Below are 15,106 nucleotides of genomic sequence, written 5' to 3'. Positions count from 1 at the left end.
GGGAAGACGCAGATGATAGAAGAGGCGAACGGCGGAACCACCGCCCGTGCAGGGCATGACCCCGCGGCCAGCGGTCAAGCGGCCGGCAGCCAACCACACGACGGACCGCAGCCGGACATGCAAGGCGCCCGGCTGTTGATCGTCGACGATGACCGACCGTTTCTCCAACGGCTCGAGCGCGCAATGGAAAAACGCGGGTTCGACACCGTCTCGGCGGAGACCGTGAGCGACGCGATCGCCAAGGTGAAGGCGCAGCCGCCGGCCTTCGCGGTCGTCGACATGCGGCTGGGCGACGGCAGCGGCCTTGACGTGATCGCCGAGTTGCAGTCGCGCCGGCCAGACGCGCGCGCCATCATCCTCACTGGTTACGGCAACATCGCCACGGCGGTGACCGCGGTGAAGCTGGGCGCGGTGGATTATCTCGCCAAGCCCGCGGACGCGGACGAGATTTTCGCGGCGCTCACGCAAAAGCCCGACGAGAAGGCGGAGCTGCCGGAAAACCCCATGTCGGCCGACCGGGTGCGCTGGGAACATATTCAGCGGATCTACGAGCTGTGCGACCGCAATGTCTCGGAGACGGCGCGCCGTCTCAACATGCACCGCCGCACGCTGCAGAGGATCCTCGCCAAGCGCGCCCCGCGCTAAGCGGTCGCCGGGCCCGACACCCCGGCTTCCCAGCCCAGGATCGCCCGCTTGCGGGTCAGGCCCCAGTGGTAGCCGCACAGGTTGCCGGTCTTGCCCAGCACCCGGTGACACGGCACGACGAAGGAAATCGGGTTCTTGCCCACCGCCGTGCCGACGGCGCGCGCCGCGTTGGGTTTCCCCAGCTTCGCCGCGATGTCGGAATAGGTGGTCGCCCGGCCGAGCGGGATGCGCAGCAGGGTCTCCCAGACCCGCACCTCGAAATCCGTGCCGATCATCACGATTCGCAGCGGCCGGTCGGCACTCCATTCTTCGGGATCGAAGATCCGCGCCAGATAGGGCGTCGTTGCTTTCGGATCCTCGACGAAGCGGGCGTTGGGCCAGCGGCCGGTCATGTCCTCGAGCGCCATCGCCTCCTCGCCGGGATCGGCGAAGGCAAGGCCCGCCAGCCCGTGTTCTGTCACCATCAGAAGCGCCAGGCCGAATGGCGAGGGATGGAAAGCGTAGGAGATCGTGACGCCGCCGCCACGCGCCTTATAGACGCCCGGCGTCATGGCTTCATGGGTAACAAAGAGATCGTGCAGCCGTCCGGGGCCGGAAAGGCCGACCTCATAGGTGGCATCCAGCACCGAGGCCGCGCCACGCAACAGCTCGCGGGCATGGTCGAGGGTGATCGCCTGCAGGAACTGTTTCGGCGTCAGCCCCGCCCAGCGCGTGAACACCCGCTGCAGATGCGCCGGCGACAGGCCGGCGGCTGCGGCGATCTCGTCGAGTCCCGGCTGATCGCGCCAGGTGTGGGTGATGAACTCCAGCGTCTTGCGGATGGTCTGATAGTCGCGCGCTGAAATCTCGGGATCCGCCGCGAGGCTCTTGCCGATCTCATCCGTCACAGGTCCGGTCATTACGTTCATGGCTCGTCTCCATATCCGGACAGCAGAATACGGCGGCGCATGGCGCCCAACCACCCGTTTCTTGCGGTTCCGAGCGCGAGCGCGACGCCTCAGTTGACGGAGCTGTCTTCGGTTCGAGTGCGAGCGGGCGCGTGGGACAGCAAATCGCGCTCATCCGCCTCATCGGCGGGAGCGCCGGATAAGACAGGGGCCGGGTTGTCAAAGAGGCCGCTTTCCGACCGATCGTCAACCAGCGCGCTTGCGTGCGGCTCGTCGCGACGTTCGGCGCTCTGGGCGTCGCTCCCGGCCAAACCCTCCGGCGCGCTTGCGGTCTTCATGTCCCGAAGCTCCGCGAACAGCGGATCGACGGGCCGCGCGGGCCCGGCCCGCCGCGCCGAAGACGCGCCGGATCCTGTCTTCCAGCCGAGCTCCGGCAGGGCGATGATCCGCGTGCCGCTCAGATCGTCGCTACAGACGATGAAGTTTCGCTCTTCCATGTAGGTGAGCAGCCGCCGGGCGCGTCCGGTCGAGCGAGTGCCGTAGATCCGCGCGATCTCGCCGTCGGGCGGGCAGGGCGCGCCTTCCATGGCGGCGCGGGCGACCACAAGAAACACGCCCTGCATGTCGTCGGGAAGATGCTGCGCGAGGTCGAGCGCCTTGCTCCATTCCGAGCCCACGTCCGCGGATCCCGTATCGACGCCGGCGCGCGCCACCGCCAGCCGCTGACGAAAGGCGGAAAGGTCGGGCGGGTCGCCGGGCAGACGCCCGATGCGAAGGCGCACCAGAAAATCCTGATACAACAGCGCAATGGGCCGGAAGGCAGCCTCCGGGTCGTCGAGAATCTCGCGCACAATCGCATCGATCGCGGCGCTACGCTCTTCCTCCGGCATCGCGGGCCCGGCCGGCGTTTCGGTCTCCACCGTCAGAGGCCGCGCCTGCGCCAATTGCGCGAGGAGATCGGGGGCGGGCTGGGGCGCGGATCGCCTGTGTGCGGTGCGCACCACCGGCTCGACCTCGTCCTCGCCGGGGGTGAAGATGAGGTCCTTGGCGTCCGCCGGCGGCTGTTCGGGCAGCGGCATCAGTTTCGGACTGCCACTGCGCGCAGAGGTCTCCACGTCACCGATCGTCACCTGCACCGGACGCCGGGAAATAGCCGAGCCCAGGGCGATGAAATTGCCGCGCGTGAGGTTGCGGAAGGCTTCCGCCTGCCGGCGTTCCATGCCCAGAAGATCGGCCGCGCGGGCCATGTCGATGTCGAGAAAGGTGCGGCCCATGAGGAAGTTGGCGGCTTCCGCGGCGACGTTCTTGGCCAGTTTGGCGAGCCGCTGGGTGGCGATCACCCCGGCCAGCCCGCGCTTGCGTCCGCGACACATCAGGTTGGTCATCGCGCCGAGCGACACCCGCCGCGCCTCCTCCGACACCTCGCCGCCCACGGCGGGCGCGAAGAGTTGCGCCTCATCGACCACCACCAGCATGGGGTACCAATGATCGCGCTCCGCCTCGAACAAGCCATTGAGGAAGGCGGCTGCCGCCTTCATCTGCACGTCGGCGTCCAGGCCTTCCAGATTGAGAACAACGGAGATGCGGTGCTGGCGCACCCGGCCGGCGATGCGCGTGAGATCGCGCTCGGTGGCGCCATTGGCGTCGACGACCACGTGGCCGAACCGTTCGGCCAGGGTGACGAAGTCGCCTTCCGGATCGATGATCGCCTGCTGCACCCAGGTGGCGCTTTGCTCGAGAATGCGGCGCAGCAGATGCGACTTGCCGGAGCCGGAATTGCCCTGCACCAGCAAGCGTGTGGCCAGAAGCTCTTCCAGATCCATCACCGCCGGCTCCGCCGTCGATGTCGTGCCGATGTCGATGCTGACCTTCATCAAGGCTCCCGTGGGCCCGCGAGCGGGCAAAATCCCAGGCGCTTTCCTACCATGGCCAGGGCGGCCGGCGGGCGCCGCGCGGTCGATCCTCCACAGGATATCGGGCGCTTCGCGGCAGTTTGCGCGAAGGTGTTGCCCAAAGCGGCGGCTGCGCGCCCGGTGGATTCGGCACCAACGCGCCTCAGGTCGCAGACGGGCGGCGGCCGCGCGCGCTGGCGAGCGCCTGGGCGAAGACCGAGGCGAAGCTGGCGCGGTCGGGCGGATTGAGGAAGTCGCCGATCGTCACGGAACGGCCGTGCGAGGTGAGTTCCAACGCGGTGACGCCCTCGTCCTCGAGCCGCGTCACCTGCAGCCGCACCCAGAAGGGGTTGAAGCGATACTCCTGCCGCGCCCCGCGTTCCGACACTTTCGTCAGCACCACTTCATCGGGCGTGACGCGGACCTCCTCGAATTGCCGGGCTTGGGCGTAGGACCGGTGGAACGCATACCAGACGAGCAGCACGTCGAGCCCGAGGAAGCCGAAGATCGGCCATGCGCCCAACGAGACGAACAGCAGCCCGCAGCCGAAGCAGATCGCGCCCACCACGCTCATCAGCACCAGGAATCCCCGCGGCTCAGGGACCGGTGCGGCGTCAGCGCGGCATGCAGGATCACCGGCGCCTCGTCGGCGGCGGCATCGCGGGTCGGGAAATTCGGATTGGCGTCGCTCATGATGCTTCAGTATAGAAAGGTTATGGCCCAAACAAAGATACCGGCGAAGCCCGTCGCCCGCAAACCCTCCGCGCGGCGCAAGAAACCGCGCTACACCAAGGAGGAGATCCGGGCGATCTTCGCCCGTTTCCACGAGATCAACCCCGAACCCGAAGGGGAACTGGACTACACCAATCCCTATACGCTTCTGGTGGCCGTGGCGCTGTCCGCGCAGGCAACCGACGTAGGGGTCAACCGGGCGACGCGCACCCTGTTCGAACTGGCGGATTCGCCGCAAAAGATGCTGGCGCTGGGCGAAGACCGCGTGCGCGACGAGATCAAGACGATCGGGCTGTTTCGCAACAAGGCGAAGAATGTGATCGCCATGTCGCAGATGCTGGTCGACGATTTCGGCGGCGAGGTGCCGCGGACGCGCGAGGAACTCGAGACCCTGCCCGGGGTCGGGCGCAAGACCGCCAACGTGGTGCTCAACATCGCCTTCGGCCAGCCGACGATCGCCGTGGACACGCATCTGTTCCGGATCGGCAACCGTCTCGGAATCGCGCCGGGAAAGACGCCTTTGGAGGTGGAGAAGGCGCTGGAGAAGATCATTCCGGACGAATACCGCCTGCACGCCCACCACTGGCTGATCCTGCATGGCCGCTACGTGTGCAAGGCGCGCACGCCGGACTGCGGCCGCTGCTGTATCGCCGATCTGTGCAAGAGCCCGGAGAAGCGCGTCTGACCCAATGGCCACGCGGCGCGAATTGTCGCCCCGCCGATCCAGGGATCATACGGTCCCGCCATAGCACCTGCGACACTTTGGCACAGGTCGACGGCGCCCGAAGGCGCGGCGGGAACAGCGATTTAGCAGTGAACCCTGTGGGGAAAATCGATTCGCGCGCGCTCAGGCCTTGCGGCGCAGGCGGACGACGACATCGACACGCACGACTTCCATGCCTTCGGGCGGCTGCGGCACGGAATTGACCGATAGGCTGTGATCGGGGATGTCGACCACGCGGTTTTCGCCCTCGATGAAGAAGTGATGGTGATTGTCGGTGTTGGTGTCGAAATAGGTCTTGGTGCCTTCGACGGCGACCTCGCGCAGCAGCCCCGCTTCGGTGAACTGGTGCAGCGTGTTGTAGACCGTGGCGAGCGAAATCGGAACGCGCTCGGTAACCGCTTCCTCGTGCAGGAGCTCGGCCGAAACGTGGCGGTTTCCCTTGGAAAACAAAATCTCGGCCAGAGCCAGACGTTGCCGTGTGGGACGCAAGCCCGCGCCGCGCAGCATGTCGCGCACATCGGCCGGCTCACCGTGATCATGGGTGCCGTCGATATGCGAATGGGTCTCGTCGTGTGATTTCAGCATATGGTCAACAAGGCCGCTTTTGCGTTCGTTTCATGGTGTCATCCGAAGCGTCGCGCGTGCGTTTTCACCCGCAAGCGCCGCCGGTCATTCAAAGCCGTATTTCGGGACCAGCACCGCAAAAGTGAACCCAAAGGGCTCCCCCATCACAGGCATGATCCATGCCGGGCGCACCGCGCGTATCGGCATCATACACGACAGGCACCCGAGTTTACAGCCACCGACTGTATCGCGGAGGCCGCCCAACCGCACTGCGCAATTCGTTGAACCTGCCCAGCCGCACCCGGGCCGCACAACATGGTCACTCCGGATGACGCACGGCCGTCAATTTCTGCCATTGGCCCCAACCGGCAAGCCCCCATATTTACGGATATATCCCCGGCCGGCGCCAACGCCAATACTGGGAAGCCGCGACGGGGGCACAACAGGTGCCGAATTCGGCCGTGTGGTCTTGCTCGCGGTCTTTCGAAGCGCATGCTCCTATGTTAGGAAGGCGCCATTATATATGAGACAAACGGAGTTCGACGGCTGCCGTTCCGCGAGATCCTGCTGTACGCATGCTCCCGACCGACCCATGAACATGCAGGTGCATGGGTGTTCAAAGCATGCACTGGCGGAAACACAAGACCTGGCGGCCATCGCACCAGAAACCCGCGGGATACGTATGCAAGAACGCCGCTCAAGCTATAATTACGAAGACCTTCTGGCCTGCGGGCGGGGTGAATTGTTCGGACAGGGCAACGCGCAGCTGCCGCTGCCGCCTATGCTGATGTTCGATCGCATTACCGAGATTTCGGAAGACGGCGGCGAGAACGGCAAGGGCTGCGTTCGCGCCGAATTCGACATCAAGCCGGACCTCTGGTTCTTTCCGTGCCATTTCAAGGGCAATCCAGTCATGCCCGGCTGCCTGGGCCTCGATGCCATGTGGCAGCTGACCGGATTCTTCCTCGGCTGGCTGGGTCTCGAAGGCAGGGGCATGGCGCTGTCCACCGGCGAGGTGAAATTCAAGGGAATGGTCACGCCCGAAACCAAACTGGTCGAGTATGGCATCGACTTCAAACGGGTCATGAAGGGCCGCCTCGTCCTCGGCATCGCGGACGGCTGGTTGAAGGCCGATGGCGAGACCATCTACCGGGCAACCGATCTGAAGGTCGGTTTGGCCAAGGGCTGAGAGATCGCCTGGATTTGCCATCGACAGATACTGAGATCCGGCGACTTCGAACGCTGACCGCATTTCTCGGAAAACAAACAGGACCGGGCGGGTGTGCACACCGTACCGGCCAGAAAATTTTGAACAGGAGGCCGCGATGAGGCGGGTGGTCGTAACGGGAATGGGCGTTGTGTCGTCGATCGGCAACAACACCCAGGAAGTGGTGGCGAGTCTGCGCGAGGCCAAACCGGGCATTGTCGCGGCGGAGCAATACGCGGAAATGGGCTTCCGCAGCCAGGTCTATGGCTCGCTGAAGATCGATCTTGAAGAGGCGCTCGACCGCAAGACGCGCCGCTTCATGGGCGACGGCGCGGCCTACGCCTATCTCGCCATGCAGCAGGCGATCGCCGACGCGGGCCTCGAGGAAACCGAAATTTCCAACGAGCGCACCGGCGCGATTCTCGGCTCCGGCGGACCCTCGACCCAGGCGATCGTCGCAGCCGCCGACATCACGCGCGAGAAAAGCCCGCGCAAGATCGGCCCACGGCCGTGCCCAAGGCGATGTCGTCGACGATTTCGGCCAATCTCTCCACACTCTTCAAGATCAAGGGCCCGAGCTATTCGATCTCCTCGGCCTGCACCACCTCGACCCATTGCATCGGCAATGCGGCGGAACTGATTCAGTGGGGCAAACAGGACCGCATGTTCGCCGGCGGCGGCGAGGAACTGGCCTGGTCGCTGTCGAATCTGTTCGACGCCATGGGCGCCATGTCGTCGAAGTACAACGACACGCCGGAGAAGGCCTCGCGCGCCTATGACATCAACCGCGACGGATTCGTGATCACCGGCGGCGGTGGCGTTGTGGTTCTCGAGGAACTGGAAGTCGCCAAGGCCCGCGGCGCGAAGATCTATGCAGAGCTCGTCGGCTACGGCGCGACGTCGGACGGCGCGGATATGGTCGCGCCCTCGGGCGAGGGCGCTGCGCGCTGCATGCGGATCGCGCTGGAAGGCGTGGGCGAGAAGATCGACTACATCAACCCGCACGCCACCTCGACCCCCGTGGGCGATATCCCGGAAATCAACGCGATTCGCGAGGTTTTCGGCGACGACGACATGCCGCCGATCTCCGCGACCAAGTCGCTGACCGGCCATGCCCAGGGCGCCGCCGGCGTGCATGAGGCGATCTACTCGTTGCTGATGATGCAGAACGGCTTCATCTGCGAGAGCGCCAATATCGAGGAACTCGATCCGAAACTCGGCAACGCCAACATCGTGCGCAAACGCATCGACAATGCCGAACTCAATTGCGTGCTGTCGAACAGCTTTGGTTTCGGCGGCACCAACGGATCGCTGGTGTTCAAGCGCTACGCCGGTTAACCGTCGATTGAAACCGTTACAATTTGTCTTTCAAATTGTCTGTGAAAACCGGCGCACTCGTTCAAAATGACAGCGCGCGGCGCCCATTTGCGGGGCCGCGCGACAGAACACAATTCAGGAGAGTCTCATGGGCGGTTTGATGGCCGGCAAGCGCGGCCTCGTCATGGGCGTCGCAAACGACCACTCCATCGCATGGGGCATCGCAAAAGCCCTGTCCGAGCAGGGCGCGGAACTGGCGTTCACCTATCAGGGCGAGGCTTTCGGCCGCCGAGTCAAGCCGTTGGCGGAAAGCCTCGGCTCGAAGCTGCTGTTGCCGTGCGATGTCGAGGACATCGACACGGTGGACGCCGTCTTCGATACGTTGAAGGCGGAATGGGGCAGCATCGACTTTCTCGTCCATGCGATCGCGTTTTCCGACCGGAACGAGCTGAAGGGCAAATACGCCGACACCACGCGCGAGAATTTCACCCGCACCATGGTGATCTCGTGCTTCTCATTCACGGAAATTGCCAAGCGCGCAGCGGCACTTATGACCGACGGCGGCGCGATGGTCACGCTGACCTACGGCGGCTCGACGCGGGTTATGCCCAACTACAACGTGATGGGAGTCGCCAAGGCAGCGCTGGAATCCTCGGTGCGCTATCTGGCGGCGGATTATGGTCCGCAGAACATTCGCGTCAACGCGATTTCCGCCGGTCCCGTGCGCACGCTGGCCGGCGCCGGCGTCGCGGACGCACGGCTGATGTTCAACTACCAGAAGGAACATTCGCCGCTGCGGCGCACGGTCACGATCGACGAGGTCGGCGGTACAGGGCTGTATCTGCTGAGCAATCTGTCATCCGGCGTGACCGGCGAGATCCATTTCGTCGACAGCGGCTACAACATCATCTCGATGCCGCGGCTCGTCGATCTGAAGGAACAGGAAGCCGCGCCGACCACCCGCGACGCCGCGGAATGATTGATATCTGAATCAAAAAAGGGTCGAATCACTGAAAAAATTCGGCCCTTTTTGATGAATTGTTGAGAACAATTCGACGTTTTTTCGAGACACTTTCGACCCGGATTTGAAAATCATCGCAATCATCGCGTCCGCGGCCAGAGCCGCCGGCCCCGCGCGCTAACGATTCGCTCAGTCGAACGTCTCATCGGGATAGACACCGAAGAGCAGCGTCTGATCGACCCAGCCCGACCAGTTCGATCCGGCAATGCGGCAGAAGCCGGATCCGCATTCCGTCACCGAGGCGACCACATTGGGCTCGAGCTGGGCGACGACGGGCGCGTTGGAATCGGGGTTGGAGCGCAACGGCGTTGTGCCGGATTTTTCCCAGGGCTTGATCAGCGCCGTACGGCGGCCCGACAGCAGGCTGTGAAACACCCAGCCCTCGCCGCCTTCCCAGTCGCGGATGCGGCGCCAGTTCTCGAACTCCTGGACGATCTCCACCGGCAGTCCCGCACGCACGTAGGTCCAGATGATCTCGTGATCGCGGCCGGGGCCTCGGCGGACATTGACGCGGTCGGACTTCAGGCTGACGAAGCGGGGCACCGGAAGACCGCTGGCGCCGCTCTGGGTTCCCTGCGCCAGCGCATCGCCGGCGAAAAGGGCGGCCATGGCGCACAGGCCGGCCAGGAATGCAAAGCGGCGGCGGTTCACGACAAGATCCTTCATGGTGCAGCTCCGGTTCATCAATGCGCGAGCAACAGGGGCGCCGGCTGGCAACAGGCTTTGTTCGCACAGGCTTCGTCGGATACGATTTGTAACGGCGATTCGCCGTCCGGACTGCCCGCGTCGGCCCCGATCCGTGCCTCCGAAAGACGCCCATTTTAGGGGCAACCCGAGGCTCCGGCTTGTTTCTGCCAATCCATCTGGTAAGGAAACAACCGGGTGCGTTCGATGGCGCGACAGTCCGCCCATCGACATGGTGGGTCCAACAGGGTTAAAGACCCCTCAACGAAGTGCGGAAGGTGAGGACCGTATGCCCAACAAAAAGCCGCTTGTGGTCGTGACACGGAAGTTGCCCGAGGTCGTGGAGACTCGTATGCGCGAGCTTTTCGACACGCGGCTGAACGACACCGACCAGCCCATGAGCCAGGCCGAACTGGTCGAGGCTGTGAAGTCGGCGGACGTGCTGGTGCCGACCGTCACCGACCGGCTCGACGCGGCAGTGCTGTCGCAATCCGGACCCAACCTGAAGCTGATCGCCAATTTCGGCAACGGCGTGGACAACATCGATGTGGTGGCTGCGACAAATCGCGGCATCACCATCACCAACACGCCCGGGGTTCTTACAGAGGACACCGCCGACATGACCATGGCGCTGATTCTCGCGGTGCCGCGCCGTCTCGCCGAGGGCATCAAGGTCATCGAGCACAACGAATGGCACGGCTGGAGCCCCACCTGGATGCTCGGCCACCGGATTTCCGGAAAGCGCCTGGGCATCGTCGGCATGGGCCGCATCGGCCAGGCGGTGGCGCGGCGCGCCAAGGCGTTCGGCATGTCGATCCACTACCACAACCGCCGCCGGGTTGCCGCCCAGACCGAGGAAGCGCTGGAGGCCACCTACTGGGACAGCCTTGACCAGATGCTGGCGCGGATGGACGTGATTTCCGTGCACTGCCCGCACACGCCCGCGACCTTCCACCTGCTATCGGCGCGCCGGCTGAAGCTGTTGAAGAACGACGCCTATGTGGTGAACACCGCGCGCGGCGAGGTGATCGACGAGACCGCGCTGACGCGGATGATCGAGGCCGACGAGATCGCCGGCGCCGGGCTCGACGTGTTCGAGCACGAACCCGCGGTCAACAACAAGCTGATGAAATCCAACAAGGTGGTGCTGCTGCCGCACATGGGATCGGCCACCATCGAGGGCCGCATCGACATGGGCGAGAAGGTCATCATCAACATCAAGACCTTTATGGACGGCCACCGTCCGCCCGACCGCGTCCTGCCGTCGATGCTCTGAGGGCGGATGAGGCCGGTTTCCGCCGGTCTCTCGATGTCATCAACTCCGTCATCCATCCCCGATCGTCACCCCGGCCTCCGAGCCGGGCCCACTCTGGTCCCCACTTGTTCAGGCGCTTGCGGGTTCGTGGTGAGGCATGATCACACCCACAGACGTCGTCATTCGCCGATCGGCAAAGTGGGGCCCGGGTCAAGCCCGGGTGACGATCAAGGGTGTGGCGGGCTCAACCGGCCTTGCCGCAGCAAGGGGCCTCCTCCTGTCATCGATTCCGTTCGTCCCCCGATAGCTCCCGAGTCTGCAGGGCACCGAATAGCGCTACGCCGCGCACGCGGGACGACAACCGAGAGAACGGTGCAGGCGGTTCGCCTCGCGCCTCAGTCGCGGTACTTGTTCCAGATCAGTTCGCCGCCGAGGGATTGCAGGAAGGCGTCGTGGGCGGCGATTTCCTCGCCGGTGAGGCGCGGCGGCAGGGGAACGGGCCGGGGGCCGACGGCGCGATTGCGGCCGGAGACGGAGGACCCGCCGCTGCGGCTTTCATCGGACTGGGTCGTCAGGCCCAGCATGGACTGCTTGCCGCCGGTCAGCTCGATGTAGACTTCCGCGAGCAGCTCCGCGTCGAGAAGCGCGCCGTGCTTGGTGCGGCGGCTGTTGTCGATGCCGTAGCGCGAACACAGGGCGTCGAGCGAATTGGGACCGGCGGGATGCTTGCGCCGCGCGAGCATCAATGTGTCAAGCACCTGGGCGTCGGGGATCGGACCCAAATTGAGCCGCGCCAGCTCGACGTTGATGAAACCCATGTCGAAAGCGGCGTTGTGAATCACCAGGGTCGCGTCGCCGATGAAATCGATAAACTCGCGTGCGACATCGGCAAACACCGGCTTGTCGGAGAGGAATTCCTCCGACAGGCCGTGCACGTTGAACGCGCCCTCGGGCATGTCGCGCTCTGGATTGATGTAGACATGGTAGAACTGGCCGGACGGGATCTGGTTGACCAGTTCGACGCCGCCGATTTCCACCAAACGGTCGCCGCCGCGCGGGTTGAGGCCGGTCGTTTCGGTATCAAGAACGATTTCGCGCATGACATGTCATCCGGTTCGGGGGCGTGAGAATCCAGCACAAATGTCGCGTCCGACACCGCTTGGGCCTGTCGCTCGGAGCCGTCAGATGCAGAGTCGGACGCGAGTCTGACAGTGCGTGGCCGTTCGACCGTTTCGGAACAGGTCATTGTCGCACAACGACCCGGACGGACAAGAGTGTCAGACGGGTTTTCCCGGCATTGCGGCGACGCTTTTCAGCACAGCGCTGACCTGACGGCGGGCGGACTCGAGACCCGATCCGGTGTCGATGAGAAAATGCGCGTGCCGGCGCTTATCCGTATCCGGCATCTGCCGCGCGAGAATTGCGTCCAGTTGCTCGGTCGTCATACCCGGACGTTCGAGCACCCGGGCGCGCTGGATCTCCGCGTCGGCGGTGACGACGACGACCGCATCGACGCGCGACGCGCCGCCGGTCTCCAGCAGCAGCGGGATATCCAGAACCACGACGCGATGACGGGTGGCGCGGGCGGCCTCCAGAAAGGCTTCTTCCGCATCGCGCACAAGCGGATGTACGATGGCCTCGAGGCGCTTGAGCGCCTCGGGCTTGCCGATCACCTGGGCGCCTAGCGCCTTGCGGTCAACGGCGCCGTCACGGGTGGTTTGCGGAAACGACGCTTCGATAGGAGCGGCGGCGACTCCGCGATACAACGCGTGTACGGTGGCGTCAGCGTCATGCACCGGCACGCCGGCGTCGGCGAACATTTTCGCCGTGGTGGACTTGCCCATGCCGATGGATCCGGTCAGCCCGAGTTTCATCATTGCGCCAGCTCCGCGAGCCCCATGTCGCGCAGCACCGTGGCGCGCAAATCGCCCGTCACTTCGGGGCGGACACCGAACCACAGCTCGAATCCCGGCACGGCCTGATGTAGCAGCATGCCCAAACCATCCACGGTGCGCAGGCCACGCGCCCGGGCGGCGGCCAGAAACTCCGTTTCCAGAGGCACATAGACGATGTCGGTGACGAGACAGGTTGCCCGAACCAGACCCAGATCGATGTCCATGGACGACTGACCGTTCATACCCTGCGACGTGGTGTTAACGAGGACGGCGGCCTCACCAAGCAGAGCGGGCAGGGCGTCGAGCCCGTGCGCCTGGGCGCCAAACCGCGCCGCGAGATCCTGAGCCCGCGACAGCGTGCGGTTGACAACGTGGATGGGATTGAGCCCGCGCGCCTTCAGCGCCCAGACGATGGCGCGCGCGGCACCCCCCGCGCCCAGCACCACGGCCGCACCGCCGGCGGCATCCCAGCCCGGCGCGTTCTGATCGAGCGAACCGAGAAAACCGAGGCCATCGGTGTTGCTGCCCGACAGGCGGCCATCCTCAAAGACCAGCGTGTTGACGGCGCCGATCGCCTCGGCCGCCTCATCGAGCGAATCGCAGCAGGAAAGCGCCACTTGCTTGTGCGGAATCGTCACGTTGGCGCCCTTCAGACCGGTGCGCTCGAAGCTGCGAAGGAATTCCCTGATCCGCTCGGGCGGCACGGCCAGGCGCTCGTAGGAGCCGGAGATTGCATATTCATGCAACCAGTAGGAATGAATCACCGGCGAGCGGGAATGGGAGATCGGCCAGCCGATGACGGCCGCGCGGATGGGCGTCATGTTTCCAGCACCCCCGCTCACGCAGGAAGGCCAGCAGCGGCAAGAGCGGCAGGCCGACAATGGTGAAATAATCGCCGTCGATCTTTTCGAAGAGCTGGATGCCGCGGCGCTCGATCTGGTAGGCGCCGACGCTGGTGAGCGCGGCCTCGCCTGTTTCGGCGAGGTAATGACCGACGAATTCCGGCGAGAAATCGCGCATTTTCAGCGTCGCGGTGGCCGTGTGACGCCAGATCGTTTCGTTGTCATACACAATGACGAGCGCCGAATGAAGATGATGGGTCATGCCGCGCATGGCGAGCAGCTTGCGCCTGGCCGCCTCCATATCGGCGGGCTTGGAATGGGTCTCGCCCTCGAATTCCAGGACCTGATCGCATCCCAGCACAAGGGCGCCGGGATGCCGGGAAGCCACCTCGGTGGCCTTTGCCTCGGCGAGAACCGCGGCGATGTCTTCCGCGGACAGATCGGCGGCGCGCAACGGCGCTTCAATCGCCCGCTCATCGATATCGGCGGGATCGGCCTCGATTTCGAGCCCCGCGTTTCGCAACATCGTCGCCCGCCAGGGGCTGTTGCTTGCCAGTACCAACTTGTTCATTCCACTGACTGTCCCGGTTCGGTTTCCATGGTCTGCCGGCGCTCCTTCATCAAGGACATGATCGCGGCGGCCGTCTCCTCGATCGACCGGCGCGTCACGTCAATGATCGACCAGTTGTGCTCGGTCGCCATGCGGCGCATGTAGGAAATCTCCTCCGAAATTGCCGCACGGTCCACATAACGATCATTCTGACCGACGGCGTTGAGCGACAAGAGCCGGTTCTGGCGGATCTGCAGAATGCGCTCGGCGCTGGCAACGAGACCGACGACGAGCGGCCGCTTGATCTCGAACAGGGCGGGCGCCGGCGGCACCTCGGGAACGATCGGGATATTCGCCGCCTTGATGCCACGGTTGGCCAGATAGATGCAGGTCGGGGTCTTCGAGGTGCGGCTGATTCCGACGAGCACCACGTCCGCGTCGTCGAGTCCCTCGGGCATCTGTCCGTCGTCATGCATCATCGTGTAGTTGAGCGCGTCGATGCGGCGGAAATAATCCGCATCCAGCGCGTGCTGGCCGCCGACGCGGCGGGTCACCTGGACATTGAGATAGGACTGGAAGACGGCGAAGACCGGATCGAGCACATTGACGCAAGGCACGCCGAGGGTCTTGCAGACGCGTTCCAGCCGGTGGATCTCATGATCGTGCACCAGCGTGTAGAGAACGATGCCTGGCGCGGCCTCGATTTCGCTGATCGCCCGGTCAAGCTGACGATCCGAGCGGACCAGCGGGTAGACGTGTTCGATCGGCTGGATGTTCTCGTATTGCGCCATCGCCGCGCGCGCGACGGTCATCAGTGTTTCGCCCGTTGAATCGGACACAAGATGGAGATGAAAATAGCTGCGTACCTTGCCCAAGGTTTTCCCCAGTTCG

15 protein-coding genes and 1 pseudogene are annotated in these 15,106 nt (G+C 64.5%); 6 read left to right on the top strand and 10 right to left on the bottom strand.

Annotation, left to right across the window (positions count from 1 at the left end; genetic code table 11):
• The first annotated feature begins 117 nt into the window (after positions 1–117).
• A complete protein-coding gene (locus D1F64_RS00580; RefSeq protein WP_117410824.1) occupies positions 118–645 on the top strand; it encodes an ActR/PrrA/RegA family redox response regulator transcription factor in 528 nt (175 codons plus the stop codon).
• On the opposite strand, the gene D1F64_RS00575 is transcribed toward D1F64_RS00580, so the two are convergent.
• The 3 genes from D1F64_RS00575 to D1F64_RS00565 form a co-directional block, all read right to left on the bottom strand.
• Entirely contained in the window at positions 642–1,544 is a 903-nt protein-coding gene (locus tag D1F64_RS00575) for a bifunctional helix-turn-helix domain-containing protein/methylated-DNA--[protein]-cysteine S-methyltransferase (protein WP_162901724.1), read from the bottom strand. The genes D1F64_RS00580 and D1F64_RS00575 overlap by 4 nt on opposite strands.
• A 98-nt stretch (positions 1,545–1,642) precedes the next feature.
• Positions 1,643–3,406, bottom strand: a complete 1,764-nt coding sequence (locus D1F64_RS00570; RefSeq protein WP_117410822.1) for an ATP-binding protein — start codon at positions 3,404–3,406, stop codon at positions 1,643–1,645.
• Positions 3,407–3,587: 181 nt separating this feature from the next.
• Positions 3,588–3,998 (bottom strand): DUF2244 domain-containing protein, encoded by a 411-nt coding sequence (locus D1F64_RS00565; RefSeq protein ID WP_248304825.1) that lies wholly within the window; start codon positions 3,996–3,998, stop codon positions 3,588–3,590.
• Positions 3,999–4,139: 141 nt separating this feature from the next.
• Here D1F64_RS00565 and nth point away from each other — a divergent pair, with 141 nt between their 5' ends.
• Complete coding sequence (nth, locus tag D1F64_RS00560; RefSeq protein WP_117410821.1) at positions 4,140–4,841, top strand: endonuclease III; 702 nt, start codon at positions 4,140–4,142, stop codon at positions 4,839–4,841.
• Between the two features lie 162 nt (positions 4,842–5,003).
• Here nth and irrA read toward each other — a convergent pair whose 3' ends face one another.
• The gene (irrA, locus tag D1F64_RS00555; protein ID WP_346432285.1) at positions 5,004–5,465 is read right to left on the bottom strand and encodes an iron response transcriptional regulator IrrA; all 462 of its coding nucleotides are present in this window, start codon (positions 5,463–5,465) and stop codon (positions 5,004–5,006) included.
• A 661-nt stretch (positions 5,466–6,126) separates the two neighbouring features.
• On the opposite strand from irrA, the gene fabA reads away from it, so the two are divergent.
• The 3 genes and pseudogenes from fabA to fabI all read left to right on the top strand — a co-directional run bounded on the left by fabA (position 6,127) and on the right by fabI (position 8,947).
• The gene (gene fabA / locus D1F64_RS00550; protein WP_117410820.1) at positions 6,127–6,633 is read left to right on the top strand and encodes a 3-hydroxyacyl-[acyl-carrier-protein] dehydratase FabA; all 507 of its coding nucleotides are present in this window, start codon (positions 6,127–6,129) and stop codon (positions 6,631–6,633) included.
• Positions 6,634–6,769: 136 nt separating this feature from the next.
• Positions 6,770–7,989 (top strand): annotated as a pseudogene (fabB, locus tag D1F64_RS24985) (beta-ketoacyl-ACP synthase I).
• 127 nt (positions 7,990–8,116) lie between these two features.
• Positions 8,117–8,947, top strand: a complete 831-nt coding sequence (gene fabI / locus D1F64_RS00540) for an enoyl-ACP reductase FabI (RefSeq protein WP_117410819.1) — start codon at positions 8,117–8,119, stop codon at positions 8,945–8,947.
• A gap of 171 nt (positions 8,948–9,118) precedes the next feature.
• On the opposite strand, the gene D1F64_RS00535 is transcribed toward fabI, so the two are convergent.
• A complete protein-coding gene (locus tag D1F64_RS00535; protein WP_117410818.1) occupies positions 9,119–9,655 on the bottom strand; it encodes an SH3 domain-containing protein in 537 nt (178 codons plus the stop codon).
• A 307-nt stretch (positions 9,656–9,962) separates the two neighbouring features.
• On the opposite strand from D1F64_RS00535, the gene D1F64_RS00530 reads away from it, so the two are divergent.
• Complete coding sequence (locus D1F64_RS00530; protein WP_117410817.1) at positions 9,963–10,949, top strand: D-glycerate dehydrogenase; 987 nt, start codon at positions 9,963–9,965, stop codon at positions 10,947–10,949.
• A gap of 374 nt (positions 10,950–11,323) precedes the next feature.
• Here D1F64_RS00530 and dnaQ read toward each other — a convergent pair whose 3' ends face one another.
• From dnaQ to D1F64_RS00505, 5 genes are all read right to left on the bottom strand, one after another.
• Positions 11,324–12,028 carry a DNA polymerase III subunit epsilon gene (dnaQ, locus tag D1F64_RS00525; RefSeq protein ID WP_117410816.1) on the bottom strand — a complete coding sequence of 235 codons (705 nt, stop codon included), beginning with the start codon at positions 12,026–12,028 and terminating at the stop codon, positions 11,324–11,326.
• A 177-nt stretch (positions 12,029–12,205) separates the two neighbouring features.
• Positions 12,206–12,805: a dephospho-CoA kinase gene (gene coaE, locus D1F64_RS00520; RefSeq protein ID WP_117410815.1), complete on the bottom strand. Its 600-nt coding sequence runs from the start codon at positions 12,803–12,805 to the stop codon at positions 12,206–12,208.
• A complete protein-coding gene (locus tag D1F64_RS00515) occupies positions 12,802–13,644 on the bottom strand; it encodes a shikimate dehydrogenase (protein ID WP_117410814.1) in 843 nt (280 codons plus the stop codon). Before D1F64_RS00515 ends, coaE begins: the two co-directional genes overlap by 4 nt.
• A complete protein-coding gene (locus tag D1F64_RS00510; protein WP_117410813.1) occupies positions 13,562–14,236 on the bottom strand; it encodes a Maf-like protein in 675 nt (224 codons plus the stop codon). The genes D1F64_RS00515 and D1F64_RS00510 overlap by 83 nt, the downstream gene beginning before the upstream one ends.
• Complete coding sequence (locus D1F64_RS00505) at positions 14,233–15,027, bottom strand: pyruvate, water dikinase regulatory protein (RefSeq protein WP_248304562.1); 795 nt, start codon at positions 15,025–15,027, stop codon at positions 14,233–14,235. Before D1F64_RS00505 ends, D1F64_RS00510 begins: the two co-directional genes overlap by 4 nt.
• Between the last annotated feature and the right edge of the window lie 79 nt (positions 15,028–15,106).

Origin of the sequence: Breoghania sp. L-A4, from assembly GCF_003432385.1 — a bacterium.
Lineage (GTDB): Bacteria > Pseudomonadota > Alphaproteobacteria > Rhizobiales > Stappiaceae > Breoghania.
This window is presented reverse-complemented; position numbering and strand designations above follow the sequence as displayed.

Excerpts from the sequence above, each read along its gene's own strand:
- D1F64_RS00580 (WP_117410824.1), top strand. The coding sequence starts at position 118 with ATGCAAGGCGCCCGGCTGTTGATCGTCGACGATGACCGACCGTTTCTC.
- D1F64_RS00575 (WP_162901724.1), bottom strand. The coding sequence starts at position 1,544 with ATGACCGGACCTGTGACGGATGAGATCGGCAAGAGCCTCGCGGCGGAT.
- D1F64_RS00570 (WP_117410822.1), bottom strand. The coding sequence starts at position 3,406 with ATGAAGGTCAGCATCGACATCGGCACGACATCGACGGCGGAGCCGGCG.
- D1F64_RS00565 (WP_248304825.1), bottom strand. The coding sequence starts at position 3,998 with ATGAGCGTGGTGGGCGCGATCTGCTTCGGCTGCGGGCTGCTGTTCGTC.
- nth (WP_117410821.1), top strand. The coding sequence starts at position 4,140 with ATGGCCCAAACAAAGATACCGGCGAAGCCCGTCGCCCGCAAACCCTCC.
- irrA (WP_346432285.1), bottom strand. The coding sequence starts at position 5,465 with ATGCTGAAATCACACGACGAGACCCATTCGCATATCGACGGCACCCAT.
- fabA (WP_117410820.1), top strand. The coding sequence starts at position 6,127 with ATGCAAGAACGCCGCTCAAGCTATAATTACGAAGACCTTCTGGCCTGC.
- fabI (WP_117410819.1), top strand. The coding sequence starts at position 8,117 with ATGGGCGGTTTGATGGCCGGCAAGCGCGGCCTCGTCATGGGCGTCGCA.
- D1F64_RS00535 (WP_117410818.1), bottom strand. The coding sequence starts at position 9,655 with ATGAAGGATCTTGTCGTGAACCGCCGCCGCTTTGCATTCCTGGCCGGC.
- D1F64_RS00530 (WP_117410817.1), top strand. The coding sequence starts at position 9,963 with ATGCCCAACAAAAAGCCGCTTGTGGTCGTGACACGGAAGTTGCCCGAG.
- dnaQ (WP_117410816.1), bottom strand. The coding sequence starts at position 12,028 with ATGCGCGAAATCGTTCTTGATACCGAAACGACCGGCCTCAACCCGCGC.
- coaE (WP_117410815.1), bottom strand. The coding sequence starts at position 12,805 with ATGATGAAACTCGGGCTGACCGGATCCATCGGCATGGGCAAGTCCACC.
- D1F64_RS00515 (WP_117410814.1), bottom strand. The coding sequence starts at position 13,644 with ATGACGCCCATCCGCGCGGCCGTCATCGGCTGGCCGATCTCCCATTCC.
- D1F64_RS00510 (WP_117410813.1), bottom strand. The coding sequence starts at position 14,236 with ATGAACAAGTTGGTACTGGCAAGCAACAGCCCCTGGCGGGCGACGATG.
- D1F64_RS00505 (WP_248304562.1), bottom strand. The coding sequence starts at position 15,027 with ATGACCGTCGCGCGCGCGGCGATGGCGCAATACGAGAACATCCAGCCG.